Here is a 17,887-nt window from a genome sequence, read left to right as displayed (position 1 = left end):
GGGCTGATGATCGTGACGAGATGCCGTCGGAGCTCAACGGTTTGTCGGGATTGGTAACGAATCCGCCGGCTTGGCGTCACAATCACAATGGTGACCTCATGGCATCCGACGCCGCGGACGTGGAAAGGCTGGTAGGCGGATGGCGGACAAACGTCTCGAATTCGGTCTGCTCGGACCGTTGGAGATGAGCGTTGACGGTGCCCTGGTGCCGCTGGGCACACCCAAACAGCGAGCGGTGCTGGCCATGCTGCTGATGAACCGCAACAGCCCTGTCGGCGTCGACCGGCTTATCACCGCCCTGTGGGACGAGTCGCCACCGTCGGGGGCACGGGCCAGCATCCACTCCTACGTGTCCAACCTGCGCAAGCTGCTGACCGGCGCCGGCGTCGACCCGCACACGGTGCTGGTCGCGGCGCCACCGGGTTACCGGCTCAACATCGCCAATGACAGTTGCGATCTCGGCCGGTTCATCGCCGAAAAGACCGCCGGCGTGCACGCGGCGGCCGCGGGCCGGTTCGAACAGGCCAGTCAGCACCTGTCGGCCGCCTTGGCCGAATGGCGGGGCCCGGTGCTCGAGGACCTCGAGGACTTTCGGTTTGTCGACGCCTTCGCCACTTTGCTCGTCGAGGAGAGGATCCTGGCTCACACTGCGCAGGCGGAGGCCGAAATCGCCCGCGGACGTGGCTATAGCGTGATCACCGAACTGGAAGCTTTGACGGCCGAACATCCTTACCGCGAGCAGCTGTGGGCCCAGTTGATGACCGCCTACTACCTCACCGACCGCCAATCCGACGCATTGGCGGCCTACCGGCGCGTGCAAAAATCGCTCGCCGACGACCTCGGGATCGACCCAGGCCAGAATTTGCGCGCCCTCAACGACCGCATCCTTCGCCAGGAACCGCTGGACGCCAAGAAGAACGCCATGACGACCGCGGCGGTCGCGATCACGGTGCTCGAGCGATACACCGTGTCTGACAAGAAGGCGGTCGCCTATCTGCACGAGGTGTCCGGACGCAGTTATCCACTCCAAGGATCGACAACGATTGGGCGCCTTAGCGACAACGACGTCGTTCTCGACTCCCCCAAGGTCAGTCGGCACCACGCCGTCATCGTCGAGACCGGAACCGGCTACATCATCGACGACCTGCGCTCCTCAAACGGCGTGCACGTGCAGAACCAACGAATCCGTTCGGCCGCCACCTTGCAAGACGGCGACCGCGTCCGGATCTGCGACCACGAATTCACCTTCCAGATCGCCGCTGACAACGAGAACGAGGGCTAGGGCCTCGGCGAGCCGACCCGCGCCGACACGCGCGGCAATCGTTCCCGTTATCGTGCGGTGGGACGGGTGGGCGCTTACCGTCAAGATTGCTCAGTCACGGGTTGCGATCGTGTGTCTGCCCGCAAAGTCTTGAATGAGACCGGCAGGCCAGGGGTTGGGTTGGAAGGATGAGGAATGAGTGACGAGCAGTCCTCACGGGCGGGGTCGATGTTTGGCCCCTATCACCTAAAGCGGCTGCTGGGCCGCGGTGGGATGGGTGAGGTCTACGAGGCCGAACACACCGTCAAGGAGTGGACGGTCGCGGTCAAACTTCTCTCCGAAAGCTTCAGTAGAGACCCGGTGTTTCGCGAGCGGTTGAAACGCGAAGCCCGCACCGCCGGTCGTTTGCAGGAACCGCACGTGGTGCCGGTGCACGACTACGGCGAAATCGACGGCCAGATGTTCGTGGAGATGCGCTTGGTCGAGGGCACCGACCTGGACAGCGTGCTCAAACGTTTCGGCCCGCTGCCCCCGCCCCGCGCGGTCGCCATCATCACCCAGATCGCCTCCGCGCTCGACGCCGCCCACGCCGGCGGCGTGACGCACCGCGACATCAAACCGCAGAACATCCTGGTCACTCGTGACGACTTCGCCTACCTGGTCGACTTCGGCATCGCCAGCGCCAACACCGACGAAAAGCTCACGCAGCTCGGCACCGCGGTCGGCACCTGGAAATACATGGCGCCAGAACGGTTTTCCGACGCCGAAGTCACCTACCGCGCCGACATCTACGCGCTGGCCTGCGTGCTTTTCGAGTGCCTGACCGGATCCCCGCCGTATCGGGCCGACAGCGCCGGCGTGCTGGTCTCCGCTCACATGATGGACCCCATTCCCGCGCCCAGCGCGCAGCGCCCGGGCGTCCCCAAGGCGTTCGATGCGGTGATCGCCCGCGGCATGGCCAAAAAGCCCGAGGACCGCTACGCCAGCGCGGGCGACCTGGCCCTGGCCGCCAAGGAAGCGCTGAGCAACCCCGACCAAGACCGCGCCGCCACCATCTTGCGCCGCAGCCAGGAAGCCGCACTGCCCGCCGCCGACAACTCGCGGACCAGCCCCGCCCCGGCGCCTCCGCAGCCGTTCGGGCCCACGTTCAACACGCCGCCGCCGTCGCCGTTCGATCCACCGCCGGCCCCCAGTTCCGGTCCGATACCGTCGCAGAGCGCTCAGGCGTGGGCCCCCACCAGCGGCCCGATCCCGGCGGCCGGTCAACCCGCGCCCCCCTATTACCAAGGCGGCAGCGCCAACTGGGGCGGCCCGCCACAGTTCACCAGCTCAACACCCTGGGGCCCACCGCCCAAACCGCACCGCAATGTCTGGCCCATCATCGCGGCCGTCGCCGTGGTGCTCGTTGTCATCGCGAGCGGGGTAGGCATCTGGCTTGTCGTCCGGCCCAAGCCGGAAGCACCGCAGGCCGCCCCGCTGGGCCCCGAACGGCTCAGCGCCCTGCTGCTCGGTCCGGCCGACATCAACGGGGTGATGGGCTCGTCGTCGATGCAGCCGGGCAAACCCATCACGTCGACGGACAGCTCCTCGGTGATGGTGTCCGCACCCGATTGCCAGGGTGCGCTCTACACCACCCAGGACCCGGTGTACGCGGGAACCGGCTACTCGGCAGTCAACGGATTGGTGTCCTCAGAGGCGGGCGACAACTACGACCACTGGGTCAACCAGGCCGTGGTGCTGTTTCCGTCCGCCGACAAGGCCAAGAGCTTCCTGCAGACCTCCGCGGAGAAGTGGAAAGGCTGTGCCGGCAAGACGGTGACCGTCACAAACAAGAGCAAGACCTATCGATGGACGTTCGCCCAGGTTCAGGGCGGTCCGCCAAAGATCACGCTGATGGACACCCAGGAAGGTGCCGACGGCTGGGAGTGCCAGCGCGCGCTGAGCGTGGCCAACAACGTGGTCGTCGACATCAACGCGTGCGGATACCACATCAGCGATCAGGGCGGCCAGATCGCCGACAAGATCGTCGGCAAAATCGACGCCGAGAAGCCCGCGGCCTAAGGCGCTACGGCGTTGTCACGACTGAAGATCGGGGCCCTGCGCACGTAGGTCGTCGACCGCCGACATCGCGCCGCGCAATTTGGCCAGCCACTCCTCGGCATGTTCACCGACCAGCTTCACCGACCAGGCGAGAGCGTCGGCGCGGGAGCGCGCGACCCCGGCATCGACCAACGTGTCGAGCACCTGGCGTTCGGGTTGCTTCAGCCGTGTCATGACCGGTACTGCGATGTGGGTGAACAGAATTCGCTCGGTGCCCGTCTTGGACCCGACCTCGACGCCCCAGGAAACCTTGCGCCCGTAGCGATCCTGCGCTTCATCGGCGATGCGCATTCGCTCCGACCGGGTGTCTTCGCGGAATCGTGAGGCTCGCCCGGCCGCGCGGGCCTCGCTCGCTTCGGTCTCCGCGTCCGCCGAGTCCGGAAGCTTGCCGACAACGGTGATCTCTTCGCGGTCGACGATCACCGTGGGGTCGCCGTCGAACCAGTTCTCAGGTAGACGTCCGGCGAACCACTCCGCGGCGTCGCCGGCGTCGGGTTGCTGGGCTTGCTGCCAGCCCCCGGGGCGGCCGTACCGCCGCCCGTGTGTGTGATGGGGTTTCATGATTACATGATTACACCGTTACAGGAATTGCGGAACTGCCTTTCACCGGCAGCGAAACGACGGACGTCCGCCGCGTTGTCTTTCGGGGCCGGCGGCCCCCTCGCCGAGGCGTTGTAAACGGGCGGAACGACTGCGAAAAACCCGTTGATCCGGGCTGTTCTACGGCGTATTTTGGGTAGCGAAGCAGGCCCGGAAGCGACCAATTCGAAGCGCCGGAACATGGGGTAGGAATCCGGCCGCGTAGGACACGCATAAGACGTTGTCAGACGCCCCCTAGAGTCGCACCGGGCCTGCCCATGCGTAGCGGCCTTTCACTGGGACGGCGTGGCCGTCAGCCGCCGTCGCCCCGCCGGATGCGGAAGAGTTTCACCTCGCTCTTGATGCCCTTGAGACGACGGGCGCCGGCGAATGATCCGGAGAACTCACCGCTGTCGCCGATGACGTCCCACACCGAATCCGCGACCACGACCGTGCCCGGGCGCGCCACGTTCGTGACACGGCTTGCCACGTTGACCGGACTGCCGAACCAATCACCGGCCCGGCTCACCGCCATGCCGGAGGCCACTCCCGCTCGTAACCGGGGAAAGTCGTTGTCGGTGTCGACGGCTTCGACGAGCTTCACGATGACGTCGAGCAACGGCAGCGGATCGGGGCAGACGAACATCACCGCGTCGCCGATGGTCTTGATGAATCGCACCGGGGGCACCGTCATGTCCCGGGCGAGGATGGCCAGCCGGTTGGCCAGATGCCCCAACTCCTCGGGTGACACCGCCTCGCCGATCCGGGTGAAGCCGACCAGGTCTGCGAAGGCAACGGTGATTCGACGCGCTCCCGGCAGCGGCTTGCCGGCGGCCCGCTCCGCGGCGTTGACCGCTTCGGTTTCCACCATGTGGCGCAGCTGCATGAACAACATGTGCTCGATCATCGGTCCGAGCATCGGTGCGATTTTGCTCACCAAAGCCTTTGAGCCCTGGGCGATTTCGAGCTCGCTGGCAGCCGGTCGCATGATGGCCGAAAGCGCCGTGTACCGCATGACTTCGGCGGCCCGCGACAAACCTTCGGCAAGCACCCGAACCACGAGAACCACCTGTTCGGGATCCAACCCCAGCTCAACGAATCGCTGGGAGAATGCGGCGGCTTCACCGTCGGCCCGCATGTGAACGACCGCGTCGGGATCGTCCACCCGGACCAGACCGATCGCACGCTGCACCCGCTGCAACAGTCCCAGGTCGATGCCATGGGTCTCGCTGATCTCGCGGGTGGACACGTACGTGCCGTCATCGCCCATGAGGTGGCGGGTGGCCAGCAACAGGGGCGGATTGGTCGCCCGGATCTCCTCGGCGGTGATGCCCTCCTCGAGCAGCCACTTCACCAGTTCGGCACGTTCCGCGCGTGCGGTTCCCTCGAGCCCCTCGAGCAAATCGTCGATGTTGCGGTCGGCCCCGTCCTGCACGTCGTCAACGTACAACGCGGACCAGCCATGATGTGAGGTGATGAGCACACCGCTGCTGCGGGGATTCCCGCCGGTCGTCGATCCACGAGCCAGGACGCTGATCCTGGGCTCGTTTCCCAGTGCACAATCACTGGTGGCGGGCCAGTACTACGCCAATCCACGCAATGCGTTCTGGTCGATCACCGGTGAGCTGTTCGGCTTCGATGCGGCCGCGCCCTACGACAGACGGCTCGCGGCACTGCAATCCCACGGTGTAGCTCTTTGGGATGTACTCCACGCGTGCCGCCGCGTCGGCAGCTCCGACTCGGCGATCGAACCAAAGAGTCTGGTGGTCAACAATTTTGGCGAGCTGTTCGCGCACTACCCGACGATCAACGCGGTGTATTTCAACGGCGCCAAGGCGGCCGATCTGTTCCACAGGCTGGCGAGCGCGCCCGATCGGATCCAGCATCAGCGGCTGCCATCGACCAGCCCGGCACACGTGATGCGGCCGGGCGCCAAGCTCGCGGCTTGGGCGGTGATCGCGAGCGCGGCGCGGCCGGGCGAAGCGGGTCACCGCCGATAGATCCAGCGGTGATCGCTCCTAGACGGCTATGACACCGGCGGTCGCCGCAGGGCCCACGGTCGGGCCGCTTCGATCTGCGCCGACAGCGACAACAGGGTCGCCTCGTCATATGGCCTGCCGACGAGTTGGACCGACAACGGCAGGCCATCCCCGTCGAAGTCCCACGGCACCACCGCCGCGGGCTGTCCGGTCAGGTTCCAAATCTGTTGGTAGGGAACGTACTGTCCCACCCTCAGCAGCGTTGACACGGCGCCGCGGCGTTGATAGGCACCGATACGCGAGGGACCCGTCGCGGTGCCGGGGGTGACGACGACGTCGACGTCGTCGAAAATCGCCTGGATCCGTGAGATCACGGCATCCTCGTTCGCCCGGATGGCCTCCATCCGCCGGTCGGAGAAGAACGAACCCAAGCGGGCGATGTTGCGGGTGCGCGCTTCCAGACGTTCGGGATGGGCAAGGGCGTCCGCGTCATCGCAGATACCACGCAAATAGCGGGGCAGATAGTTGGCGAGCATCGCCGAGGCCGGATATTCGGGATCGGCCGCGATCACGTCATGGCCGAGGTCGCGAAGCAACGCGCCGGCCTGGTCGACCGCCGTCAACTCCGCCTTGCCGACCCTGACCGGTAGTGGGGTAGGCACCTTGGTGCTCAACGCAATTCGCAACCGGCCGGGACTGCGTCCCGCAGCTGTCACGAACTCCCCTTCGGGACCGGGCACCGTCGACGTCGCATCCAGGAACATGGCCGCGTCCAGCACCGACCGCGCGATCGGGCCGTTGACGCTCAGCCCGTACCAGGCATCGTCGTGCGGTTCCAACGAGACGCGATCGCGTTGCGGCTTCAGGCCGAACAGGCCACACCAGGTCGCCGGGATGCGAATTGAACCGCCCCCGTCGGATCCCAATGCCAGGGCGGCCAACCCCGCGGCGACCGCGGCGGCACTTCCGCCGCTACTGCCGCCCGGGGTACGGGCGGGATTCCACGGATTACGGGTGGCTCCGAAGGTCATCGACTCGGTGTAGGGCAGCATCATCAGTTCGGGCACATTGGTTTTGCCGATGATCACCGCACCCGCGGCACGCAACCGGCGCACCACCTCCGCGTCGGAGGTGACGGCGGGCCGGTGTCCGCCGCTGCCGAAAGTCGTCACCTCCCCGGCGACGTCGACATCGTCTTTGATCGCGATCGGCACGCCGAGCAGCGGTAGCCGTTCGCCGGCGTCCAGGCGCTCCTGCGCCACGGCGGCCTCGTATCGAGCCTGATCGGCGAGCACCACGCGGTAGCAACGCAGCTGGGTGTCCAGCCGCGCAATCCGCTCCAGGTAGACCTCGAGCAACTCCGGCGCGGTCAGTTCACCGTTGGCCAGCATGCGCGCTTGTGCCGCCGCGCCGGCGAACGCGAGATCGTCCACCGCGGCAGCGTATCGGAGAGAATCGTGGCAGGCCCCGGCTGGTCTCGGCGTGGCCGTGGCGAACTAAGAAGTACCGTAGGCGACATGTCCTGCGTGTTCTGTGCGGTCGTCGCCGGCGAAGCTCCGGCCATCCGGATCTACGAAGACAACGACTACCTGGCCATCCTCGACATCCGCCCGTTCACTCGCGGCCACACGCTGGTGCTGCCCAAGCGGCACAGCGTCGATCTCACCGACACCGCGCCCGAGACACTGGCCGGGATGGTCACCCTGGGCCAACGCATCGCCCGGGCCGCGCGCACCACCGAATTGGCCGACGCCACCAACATCGCCGTCAACGACGGTCGCGCCGCTTTCCAGTCCGTGTTCCATATCCATTTGCACGTTCTGCCCCGGCGCAACGGCGACAAGTTGTCGGTGGCCAAGGGGATGCTGCTGCGGCGCGATCCCGACCGGGACGCCACCGGCCAGATTCTGCGCAACGCGCTGGCCCGCATCGATGCGAGTCAGACGGATTGAGCCCATCGGCGGGTCGTCCAACGCCGCGGCAATCGGGTCCGTCGACCATCCGTCTGCCCGACCGGACTCGTCTGATCACGGCCGCGGCCGCGACCAACCTGGCTAAAGCCACACTTCGCGAACATCAGCAGCGGTTTAATGCCCAGTAACTCGTGGTGAAGTCGCTCGTTTCTTCACCACACAGCAGGGATCGGCTGGAGCGGTTATGAAGCGCTGGGCGGTAAATCCGTGGCGGCGGTCGGGGGTGCCCGCGCGCGTGGGCTGGACGCTGGCCGCAGCATACGGCGTTGCCGAATTGCTGCTGTTGCTGTCCTCGTTCCGAGGATGGCACGGCCCCTACGGAAGCCGACCGGTCAACGAGTTCGTCACTGCGGTGTGTCTGGTGATCGCGGCGGGGTGCGCCGGTCGCGCGGCCCGCTGCACGTCCGGACGGCAGCGTTACGGCTGGCTGGCGCTGGTGACGGCCCTGCTCGGCTGGGCGGTGGGTGAGGTCATCTGGGCGGTCTATGACGTGCGACCGGAGATCGACCACGCCGCCCACCCGGCGGCGGCTGAGATCGTGCTGCTGTTGTGGCCGTTCGGCGCCATGGTGTCGCTGACGCTGTTGTCCCAGCTGTCCCGCAACAGTCCCCGGCGGCTGCTGCTCGACGGTCTCATCGTGGCCACCTCGTTGTTCGTCATCTCCTGGGTGTTCGTCGTCGAAGCGCAGCTGCAGGAGCGTACGGGTACCCGGTTGGCGACGCTGGCGGAGATCTTCAACGACATCGTCCTGCTGACGACGGCGATCCTGATGTTGTCCCGGGCACTTCCCGGCGCTCGGCCCAGCCGGAGCCTGGTCGCCGCAGGTGTCGCGACGATCAGCGTTGCTGACATGATGCTCGTCTTCTATACCGGCATCGGCAGCTATCACACCGGCGATGTCGGTGACGTCATGCGAGTGGCCGGGCTGGCGATGCTGGCGCTGGCCGCGCTGGCCGGCGTGCACGAGCGTCCCGTCCAGGCCTCGCCGGATGAGGTCGAGTTCCGGACCCGGCTGTGGCTGCCCTACCTACCACTGATCCTGGCGGCCACGGTGGGTTGGGGACATGCGGCGGGCAATGCGATGCACGAACCGATGCTGGCCGCGCTGGGCATACTCGTGGCCGCCGTATTGGCCCGGCAATTCGTCGTCCTCGTCGAGAACCAGAACCTGTTGTCGGAGGTCGCGCGGGAGGCCTTCCGCGACAGCCTGACCGGTCTGGCCAACCGGGCTCTGTTCCTGCACCGACTCGACCAGGCCATCGCGCGACGGCGTCCCGACGGCACGCCGATCGCGGTGTTGTGTCTGGACCTCGACAATTTCAAGTCGGTCAACGACGCCCTGGGCCATCCGGCCGGCGACGAACTCCTTGTCCGGGTGGCCGGCCGGCTCACCGCGGCGCTCGGGGACCAGGGCACCATCGCCCGGCTCGGGGGCGACGAATTCGCTGCCGTCATCGAAGCTTCCGTCGAAGAATCGCAGTCGGCCGCGCATCGCATTCTCGACGCCTTCACCGGAGCCATTCTGATCGAGGGCATTCCGATCACGGTGCGGCCGAGCATCGGATTCACGGTGGCCACCGGCGCGGCGAACTGCACGGTCGATCAGTTACTGCGGCACGCGGACTTGGCTATGTATGCCGCCAAACGTGAAGGCGGCCAATGTATTCGCAGCTTCATGCCCGACCTGCCGCTGCCGTATGCGTTTCCGCCAGCGCCGGGTTCGAACCGATCCTCGGTCGCGTCCCGTGCACTTGGCAGTGGCGTCGAGATGGCGCCGGAGTCTCGACCCGTCTCCGAGGTTGCGACCGCGACACCGGCCCCGCCCGAGGATGCGCCCGACGCTGTCCGCTGGCCTCCGCGGGACATCCGCGCTGCCATCGTGCTGCTGGCGATCGGCGTGGTCGCCTTCACCGTGTCCAGCGTCGTACACCCAAATGCCGGGCACGGCATCCTCTCGGCCGCGGCGCTGTATACGGCGCTGACCGTGGTCGCGGCCGGATTGATTGCCGTTCGCGCGTACCGTGTCCCAGCTGATCGGTTCGGCTGGGCCTTGATTGCTGCCGGCATGGCGTCCTCCGCCGTGGGTGACGTCGTCTACGCGTTGTGGGTGCCCAACGGCCGATCCCCGTCGGCGGCCGACCCGGAGTACCTCGCGTACTACCCCTTCGTCTACGCCGGGCTGCTGCTGCTCATGCGGGCACGGCTCAAACGACTGCCGATCCCCATTCAGCTCGATTCGTTGATCTGCGCCTTGACCTTGGCGGCGGTGGCCGCGGCGTTGACGGCGGGTCCGATCCGGGCGGCGGCGGTACACGCCCCGGCGACCGTATGGGTGGGGCTGGCCTATCCGTGGAGCGATCTGATGCTGCTGGCCCTGGCCGCCGGCATGTTGCCAATTCTCGGCTGGCGCAACGAAATTCGCTGGGCGCTGCTGGTGGCCGGATTGGTCTTGTTTGCGGTCGCGGACGCGGCGTATCTGTTCGAGACGTCCGCCGGCCTGTATCGGGCCGGTTCCCTGCTGGATGCCTGCTGGGCCGCGTCGTCGTTACTGATCGCGATGGCGAGCTGGGCCAGATCGTCATCGCTCACGCCACCACCCCGAAGCCGATTCGAGCCCTACGTCACTCCGGTCGCGTCCGCCATCGTGGCGCTGGGCGTGATTGTCCTGGCGCATCATTCGAGGCTCGCCGCGACGCTGGCAGCGCTGGGCCTGGTCGTGGCGGCCGGGCGGTTCGCGCTGACTTTTCGGGACGAAAGCCTGCTGGACACTAACGACAAACTCGCCATGACCGACGAGTTGACCGCGCTGCCGAACCGGCGCTCACTGGCGACGGCCCTGACGGGGTTGCCTGCTTCGCCGCCACCGGAAACTCCGTCGATGCCGACCAGGGCACACGCACGTCAGGCGCTGTTGTTGTTGAGCCTGAGCGATTTCCACGAGATCACCGACTCGATCGGCAGCCAGTTCGGTGACGAGCTGCTGTGCCATATCGCAAACCGTCTGGCCGGCTGCGTCCGTCGTGACGATCTGCTCGCACGGGTGGGCGATGACCAATTCGCCGTGCTGCTTTCGGAAGGGGCCAACCTCACCGCGGCCAGCGCTTCGGCCGGCCGGCTGCTCGAGGCCTTGAGCGAGCCGATCGCTTTGGACCCTATCACCGTACAAGTGGATGCCCGCATCGCCATCGCGCTCTGCCCGGACCACTGCGACTCTCCGCAAGAGCTGTTGAGCCGCGCCGAAATCACCATGGCGTACGCGAAATCCGCCCGTAGCAAGATCGCAGTGTATGACTCCTCGTTCGAGGTTTATCGCGACAACGACCCCAGCCTGATCGAGGAATTGCGCACCGCGTTGTTCGATACCGACGAGCTGAAACTGTACTACCAGCCCAAGATCGACGGACGTGACGGCAGCGTCCACAGTGTCGAGGCGGTGCTGCGCTGGCAGCACCCTCGGCGCGGAACGCTGCTGCCGGAAGAGTTTCTGTCTGTCGCCGAACGCGCCGGGCTGATGCGCAAGATCTCCAACCGCACGCTGAGCATGGCTCTCGCACAGGTCCGCTCGTGGCGTGAGCAAGACATGCCGCTCACCGTCGCGGTGAACCTGTCGACGACCAACCTGCTGGATATCGAACTTGTCGGTACCGTCGAGCGGCTCCTCGCGAATTACGACTTGCCCGCCGAGGCACTCATTCTCGAGATCACCGAGAGTGCGCTGGTGGACTCGGTGCGCTCCCGCAACACCGTCGCCGCCCTGCAGGACCTGGGAATCCGCATCTCACTCGACGATTACGGCACCGGATGGTCGTCACTGGCTCGGCTGCAAGAGGTTTCGGTCGACGAGCTCAAACTCGACCGGATTTTCGTGGCGCGCTTGGCCAATGACGCGCGGTCGGTGGCCATCGTGCGGTCGACGGTGGCGCTGGCGTCGAACCTGGGTGCCGATCTGGTCGCCGAGGGGGTCGAGAACGAGGCCACCCTGAACGCCCTGCGGCGGTATGGCTGCACGATCACCCAGGGTTTCGTGCACACCCCGCCGCTGCCGCCGGATGACCTGCGGGACTGGATCACCAGCCACGCGCCGAACCCCCACCCGAGCCAGTCCAACGAACGAGCGTGATCGCAGCAGGATTCAGAACAGCTCTTTGGCCAGCAGTTCCAGCGTCGTGACCCGGGCCGGTCCGGTCTCGGGATCGGTGCCGCGGCGGGCCGAGGCCACTGGGTTCACCATGACCTCGTCGACCCCGAACCGGTCGGCCAGTGCCCGGATCTGCTCGGCGGCCTCTGCCGGCGCCCCCAGGACGGCGCGCTGCAGTCCGCTCTCCACGATCCGCTGTTGTTGTCCGGTCAACTCGGCAGCCGCAGCCTCCTCGACCAGCGGCACCGGCCCGAGCGGCTGCCCGGTCCGCAGCCGGGCCATCATCTGCAGGTTCGGCAACATCAATGCCGTTGCCTCTTCCCGCGTTTCGGCCACCGCGGCGTTCACCGTCAAAAATGTCAGCGGTTCGGCGGTCAGCTCACTGGGCTTGAATCGCGAGCGGTAGACCTCGAGCGCCTCTTCGGTTCCATTGCCGGAGAAGTGATGTGCGAACACATACGGCATCCCCTTGGCGGCGGCCAGGTGCGCCGAGTACATCGAGGAGCCCAGCAGCCATAGGCGTGGTTCGCCCGCCGCGGCCGGGGTGGCCTTGAGGGTGTAATCACCCGAGTGCAATGGAACCCGCACGCCCCGAGCGCTCATCAGCGCCGCCACGTCGTCCAGATATTCGGGGAAGTTCTCGATGTCGCGGTCGTCGCGACCGCCGCGCAGCGCATACGACGTCACCGGATCCGAGCCGGGCGCCCGGCCGATGCCGAGGTCGATCCGGCCCGGGGCGGCGGCTTCCAGCAGCGCGAACTGCTCGGCCACCGCCAGCGGCGCGTGATTGGGAAGCATCACGCCACCCGAGCCGAGCCGCAGCTGCGAGGTCTGTGCGGCCAGGTAGGCGATCACCACCGGTGGGCTGGTGGCGCCCACCGACGGCATGTTGTGGTGCTCGGCGACCCAGTAGCGGGTAAAGCCCAGCCGATCCGCGGCCTGGGCCAGTTGCACGGTGGCCGCCAGCGCGCCACCGGTCGTCTGGTCGGTGCGCACCGGGATGAGATCAAGGACGGAAAGACGCACGATGGCGTCAACGCGCGCCGGCCCGCAAACGTTCCCGCTCGGCGTGACCCGGCTCAGTAGTCCTTGAGGGTGATTGAGGCGACGATACGGTCGAACACCTCTTGCGGTATCGGGGCACCGCCCGGGATGTTGTCCACGACCAGCCATTGGTTGCGCTTGACGTAGTCACTGAACTCGCGGTGGTAGTTGCCGAAGCCGGCCTCATGGTCGACCGTCTCGCCTTGGGAGGCCGCCTTGAGCTCGCCGGCCAGGATGTAGGCGCCCAGCAGCGCAACGCTGGTTCCCTGGCCCGACAGGGGCGAGCAGCAGTACCCGGCGTCTCCGACCAGCGCCACCCTGCCACGCGACCAGCGATCCATTTTGATCTGCGACATCTCGTCGAAGTAGAAGTCCGGGGCGGTGCGCATGTATTCGAGCAGCTGCGGGCGGACCCAGCCGTCGCCGACCATCCGCCGTTCCAGCTCGGCGAATTGGGCTTCGGTGTCGCGGTAGTCGATCCGCAGATCGGTTTCCATGAAGCCCAGCATGGCCCGCGCCTCGGCGTTGTTGCGCGCGCTGTAAACCCCCGCCATGGTCGAGTCGCCGTAGTGCCACGTCTGCCAGTAGTCCAGGCCCAGGAAGTTGGGCACGGTGAAGATTGCCGCGTGTGTGCCCAGCCTCTCGATGAAATTGTCTTCCGGCCCGAAAACCAAACGCCGCACATTGGAGTGCAATCCGTCGGCGCCGATGACGAGGTCGAAACTACGCGGCGCGGCGCGCTCGAAAGTGACGCGGACGGCCGCGCCCTCGTCCTGCACGGCGGTGATGGTGTCGTCGAAGAGGTATTCGGCCGTCCATTGGCTTGCGCCGTAAAGCAATTCGACCAAGTCGTCGCGCAACAGCTCGATGTCGCGACTGTCGATGGGCCCGCCGGTGGGAGTCGATTCGGTGTCGCGGGACAATTCGTTGCCGTCACGGTCGACGACGGAGGAACCCTGGATTTGCGTCTTGCGCTTCTGGGCGGCGCCCAACAGCCCCATGCGCTCGAGCACCGTCAGCGCCGGTCCCCGCACGTCGATCGCCTGACCACCCGGCCGCGGTCCCCGGTGGCGCTCGACCACCGTCACCGTAAAGCCATGCCGCCCAAGCCAAAACGCCGCCGCGGCTCCCGCCACGCTGGCGCCGGATATCAGAACCCTAGACATGAGAAGTCACTTGATTCCTGCCAGTTCTTTAGCGTCGCGGAAGACGTCGTCGAGCATTGCTGGTGTCAACCTACCGGTGAACATGTTTTGCTGGCTCGGGTGGTAGCAGCCGAGCAGTCGCACACCGGGCGCCAGGTCAGCAACGACGCCGTGACCGAACCGGGGTTTACGACCGGTGGCGGTGCCGGGCAGCCGCAGCGCGATCTGCCAGCCGAACCCGCCCAGGGCCACGACAACACGAACATCCTCGGATACCAACCGCCATTCGGCCTGCAGCCAGGGCCAGCAGGTGTCGCGCTCCTCCGGCGTCGGGGCGTTGGCCGGAGGCGCACACCGCACCGGCGCGACGATGCGAATCTTCTTGGTCTGCAATCCATCCGCGGCATCGACGCTGGTCGGTTGGTTCACCAGCCCGGCCCGGTACAGCGCCGCGTACAACTGGTCGCCCGAGCGGTCGCCGGTGAACATCCGCCCCGTGCGGTTGGCGCCGTGTGCGGCGGGCGCCAATCCGACGATCAACAGCCGGGGGCGCGCCGAGCCCCAACTGGGCACGGGCCGCCCCCAATACGGTTGGTCGGCAAAGGCTCGACGTTTGACTTTCGCCACGTCCTCGCGCCAGGTGACCAACCGCGGGCAGGCCCGGCAGACGCTCACCAAAGCGTCGATTTCGGGAATCGAGCCGGCGTGTTCGGCAAGCTCTGCGACCGCGGCGGCGTCGGCCGCCACGGGGGTTTGCGGTGTGGCCGGATCACCCGGCCATCCGGTGCCGGCACCAACCGGAGAGCCGAACGCCTGGCCGGTACGGGGGTGGGCAAGCACATGAACATCCTGCATGAGTCGAAAAATTCGGTCGCCGCAAATACCGCTTTGACATAAATTCAGCGGCGATATTCCATGAAAAGCGGCGGCCCAGCGTTTCTGATCCTGTTCGCCACGTTGATGGCGACAGCGGGTAGCGGCATCTCGATCGTCGCGTTCCCGTGGCTGGCGTTGCAGCACCACAACAGCGCGCGCGACGCGTCGGCCGTGGCCCTGGCCATGACGCTGCCGCTGGTGTTGTCCACACTTGTCGCCGGCGCCGCGGTCGACTTCTTCGGGCGCCGCCGGGTATCGCTGGTCTCCGATTCGCTTTCCGGGGCGGCGGTGACCGCCGTGCCGCTGATCGCCTGGTGGCTCGGCGCGGACGCGCTCAACCTGGTGGTGCTGGCCGTCCTGGCCTTCTTCGCGGCCGCGTTCGACCCGGCCGGGACGACCGCGCGGGCGTCGATGCTCCCCGAGGCGGCGGCCCGCGCCGGCTGGTCGCTGGCCCGCACCAACAGCATCTACGAGGCGATTCTCAACCTGGGGTTCATCGTGGGCCCGGGCATCGGCGGCCTGATGATCGCCACGGTCGGCGGCATCAACACGATGTGGGTGACGGCGGGGCTGTTCGGATTGTCCATCCTGACGATCGGGCCGCTGCGGCTCGCGGGTACCGGCAAGCCCGAGCGCGAGACCCGGCCGGACGCGTGGTTGTCCGGCATCGCCGAAGGATTGCGGTTCGTCTGGAACCTGCGGGTGCTTCGGACGCTCGGCTTGATCGATCTGGCCGTCACCGCGCTGTACCTGCCGATGGAAAGCGTGCTGTTTCCCAAGTACTTCTCCGACCAACACCAACCCGCGCAGCTGGGGTGGGCGTTGATGGCAATCGGGTTCGGCGGCGTGGCGGGAGCGATCGGCTATGCCGCCCTGTCCAACCACCTGCGACGGCGCACGGCCGTGCTGGCGGCGACGCTCACCTTCGGCGCGGCGACGGTCGGGGTTGCGTTCCTGCCGCCCTTGCCGGTGATCCTGGTGCTGTGCGCGGTGACCGGCGTGGTCTACGGACCGATCCAGCCGATCTACAACTACATGATGCAGACTCGGGCCCCGCATCGGCTGCGCGGCCGCGTCGTCGGGGTGATGACCGGGTTGACCTACGCGGCGGGCCCGTTGGGCTTGCTGGTAGCCGGTCCGCTGACAGACGTGGCCGGGCTGAAGGTGACCTTCCTGGTGTTGGCGGTGCCGATCCTGCTGATCGGCCTCATCGCCAGCCGGCTGCCGTCGCTGCGCGAACTGGACCACGCTCCGGAGTTCGCCGAGGACCCGGGTCCGTAAAGCGGGCTTAGTATCGGGCCGTGAGCTCTGACGCCCTGGCCAGCCTGATCGCCGACCTGCCCGACGGGATGGTCGTCACCGACCCAACCGTCACCGAGGGCTACCGCCAGGACCGCGCCTTCGACCCGTGCGCCGGCAAGCCGCTGGCCGTGGTCCGCCCGCGGCGCACCGAAGAGGTGCAGACCGTGCTGCGCTGGGCTGCCGCACACCGGGTGCCCGTCGTGACCCGCGGCGCCGGCAGCGGTCTGTCCGGCGGGGCGACCGCGCTGGACAACGGCATCGTGCTGTCCACCGAGAAGATGCGCGACATCGCCGTCGACCCGGTGACCCGGACCGCGGTATGTCAGCCCGGGCTGTTCAACGCCGAGGTCAAGATGGCCGCCGCCGAACACGGCCTGTGGTATCCGCCGGATCCGTCGTCGTTCGAAATCTGCAGCATCGGCGGCAATATCGCCACCAACGCCGGCGGGCTGTGCTGCGTGAAGTACGGCGTCACCACCGATTACGTGCTGGGCATGCAGGTGGTGCTGGCCGACGGCACCCCGGTGCGGCTGGGCGGGCCACGACTCAAGGACGTCGCGGGGCTTTCGCTGACGAAACTGTTCGTCGGCAGCGAGGGCACGCTGGGCGTCGTCACGGAAGTGACGCTGCGGCTGGTTCCCAAGCAGAACGCCTCCAGCATCGTGGTAGCCAGCTTCGCCACCGTCGAGGACGCGGTCGAGGCGGTGCTCGGCGTCACCGCGCGGCTTCGCCCCTCGATGCTGGAGTTCATGGATTCGGTGGCGATCAACGCCGTCGAGGACACCCTGCGGATGGATCTGGACCGCGGGGCGGCGGCCATGCTGGTGGCCGGTTCCGACGAGCGCGGCCGCGCCGGCAGCGAGGACGCCGACATCATGGCCAGGGTGTTCGCGGAAAACGCTGCGACGGAAGTGTTTTCGACCGATGATCCCGACGAGGGCGAGGCGTTCGTCGTCGCTCGGCGGTTCTGCATCCCGGCCGTCGAAGCCAAGGGATCGTTACTGCTCGAGGATGTCGGGGTGCCGCTTCCGGCGCTGGGCCGGCTGGTCACCGGGATCGCACGCATCGCCGCGGAACGCGACCTGATGATCTCGGTGATCGCCCACGCCGGCGACGGCAACACCCACCCGCTGATCGTCTACGACCCCGCCGATGCCGACATGACCGAGCGCGCCCACCTGGCGTTCGGCGAGATCATGGATCTGGCCGTCGGGCTCGGCGGCACGATCACCGGCGAGCACGGCATCGGCCGGTTGAAGCGGCCCTGGCTGGCCGGCTACCTGGGACCCGACGTGATGGACCTCAACCGGCGCATCAAACAGGCCCTGGATCCGCAGGGCATCCTCAACCCCGGCGCGGGCATTTAGTTTTTCGCGCTTGACGTCGAGTGTGCGCTGAAGGCGGGATTTCGGCGCTTTTTTTTGCCCTGAGCGCACACCCAACGCCATTAACGCACACTCGAGACGGTTGACATATCGCCGCTGTTGTCG

Annotated in this window: 13 protein-coding genes; 7 read left to right on the top strand and 6 right to left on the bottom strand. The window is 67.0% G+C overall.

Translation table 11 applies throughout. From position 1 onward, the window contains the following. Nucleotides 1-139: 139 nt before the first annotated feature. Together A5782_RS23100 and A5782_RS23095 are read left to right on the top strand one after the other, a co-directional pair. Nucleotides 140-1,282 carry a BTAD domain-containing putative transcriptional regulator gene (locus A5782_RS23100; protein WP_067104430.1) on the top strand — a complete coding sequence of 381 codons (1,143 nt, stop codon included), beginning with the start codon at nucleotides 140-142 and terminating at the stop codon, nucleotides 1,280-1,282. Nucleotides 1,283-1,456: 174 nt separating this feature from the next. Next, the gene (locus A5782_RS23095; RefSeq protein WP_067104429.1) at nucleotides 1,457-3,322 is read left to right on the top strand and encodes a serine/threonine-protein kinase PknH/PknJ; all 1,866 of its coding nucleotides are present in this window, start codon (nucleotides 1,457-1,459) and stop codon (nucleotides 3,320-3,322) included. A 15-nt stretch (nucleotides 3,323-3,337) separates the two neighbouring features. Here the strand turns inward: A5782_RS23095 and A5782_RS23090 are convergent, their stop codons facing one another. After that, on the bottom strand, nucleotides 3,338-3,922 hold the full coding sequence (locus tag A5782_RS23090; protein WP_067104427.1) for a hypothetical protein: 585 nt from the start codon (nucleotides 3,920-3,922) through the stop codon (nucleotides 3,338-3,340). Nucleotides 3,923-4,253: 331 nt separating this feature from the next. Next, nucleotides 4,254-5,375 carry an adenylate/guanylate cyclase domain-containing protein gene (locus tag A5782_RS23085; protein WP_369815669.1) on the bottom strand — a complete coding sequence of 374 codons (1,122 nt, stop codon included), beginning with the start codon at nucleotides 5,373-5,375 and terminating at the stop codon, nucleotides 4,254-4,256. 40 nt (nucleotides 5,376-5,415) lie between these two features. Here A5782_RS23085 and A5782_RS23080 point away from each other — a divergent pair, with 40 nt between their 5' ends. After that, nucleotides 5,416-5,940: a DNA-deoxyinosine glycosylase gene (locus A5782_RS23080; protein ID WP_067104485.1), complete on the top strand. Its 525-nt coding sequence runs from the start codon at nucleotides 5,416-5,418 to the stop codon at nucleotides 5,938-5,940. 26 nt (nucleotides 5,941-5,966) lie between these two features. On the opposite strand, the gene A5782_RS23075 is transcribed toward A5782_RS23080, so the two are convergent. Further along, nucleotides 5,967-7,352, bottom strand: a complete 1,386-nt coding sequence (locus A5782_RS23075) for an amidase (RefSeq protein ID WP_082943064.1) — start codon at nucleotides 7,350-7,352, stop codon at nucleotides 5,967-5,969. Between the two features lie 84 nt (nucleotides 7,353-7,436). Here A5782_RS23075 and A5782_RS23070 point away from each other — a divergent pair, with 84 nt between their 5' ends. Continuing rightward, a complete protein-coding gene (locus tag A5782_RS23070; RefSeq protein ID WP_067104425.1) occupies nucleotides 7,437-7,871 on the top strand; it encodes an HIT family protein in 435 nt (144 codons plus the stop codon). Between the two features lie 205 nt (nucleotides 7,872-8,076). Further along, on the top strand, nucleotides 8,077-12,012 hold the full coding sequence (locus A5782_RS23065; protein ID WP_082943063.1) for a bifunctional diguanylate cyclase/phosphodiesterase: 3,936 nt from the start codon (nucleotides 8,077-8,079) through the stop codon (nucleotides 12,010-12,012). Between the two features lie 12 nt (nucleotides 12,013-12,024). Here the strand turns inward: A5782_RS23065 and A5782_RS23060 are convergent, their stop codons facing one another. The 3 genes from A5782_RS23060 to A5782_RS23050 are packed head-to-tail and all read right to left on the bottom strand — an operon-like array spanning nucleotide 12,025 to nucleotide 15,074. Further along, nucleotides 12,025-13,056: an LLM class flavin-dependent oxidoreductase gene (locus A5782_RS23060; RefSeq protein ID WP_067104422.1), complete on the bottom strand. Its 1,032-nt coding sequence runs from the start codon at nucleotides 13,054-13,056 to the stop codon at nucleotides 12,025-12,027. 53 nt (nucleotides 13,057-13,109) lie between these two features. Beyond that, nucleotides 13,110-14,240, bottom strand: coding sequence for an FAD-binding protein (locus A5782_RS23055; RefSeq protein ID WP_067104421.1), 1,131 nt, complete (start codon nucleotides 14,238-14,240; stop codon nucleotides 13,110-13,112). 6 nt (nucleotides 14,241-14,246) lie between these two features. After that, nucleotides 14,247-15,074 carry a uracil-DNA glycosylase gene (locus A5782_RS23050; protein ID WP_067104420.1) on the bottom strand — a complete coding sequence of 276 codons (828 nt, stop codon included), beginning with the start codon at nucleotides 15,072-15,074 and terminating at the stop codon, nucleotides 14,247-14,249. Nucleotides 15,075-15,134: 60 nt separating this feature from the next. Here A5782_RS23050 and A5782_RS23045 point away from each other — a divergent pair, with 60 nt between their 5' ends. Further along, nucleotides 15,135-16,376 carry an MFS transporter gene (locus A5782_RS23045; protein WP_067104418.1) on the top strand — a complete coding sequence of 414 codons (1,242 nt, stop codon included), beginning with the start codon at nucleotides 15,135-15,137 and terminating at the stop codon, nucleotides 16,374-16,376. 20 nt (nucleotides 16,377-16,396) lie between these two features. Continuing rightward, a complete protein-coding gene (locus tag A5782_RS23040; RefSeq protein WP_067104416.1) occupies nucleotides 16,397-17,764 on the top strand; it encodes an FAD-binding oxidoreductase in 1,368 nt (455 codons plus the stop codon). Nucleotides 17,765-17,887: the final 123 nt, after the last annotated feature.

The sequence above is a fragment of the Mycobacterium sp. 852002-40037_SCH5390672 genome, assembly GCF_001665875.1.
In the GTDB taxonomy this organism is placed as follows: domain Bacteria; phylum Actinomycetota; class Actinomycetes; order Mycobacteriales; family Mycobacteriaceae; genus Mycobacterium.
The sequence above is the reverse complement of the archived record's forward strand: the minus strand, read 5'-3'. Positions and strand labels throughout refer to the sequence as shown.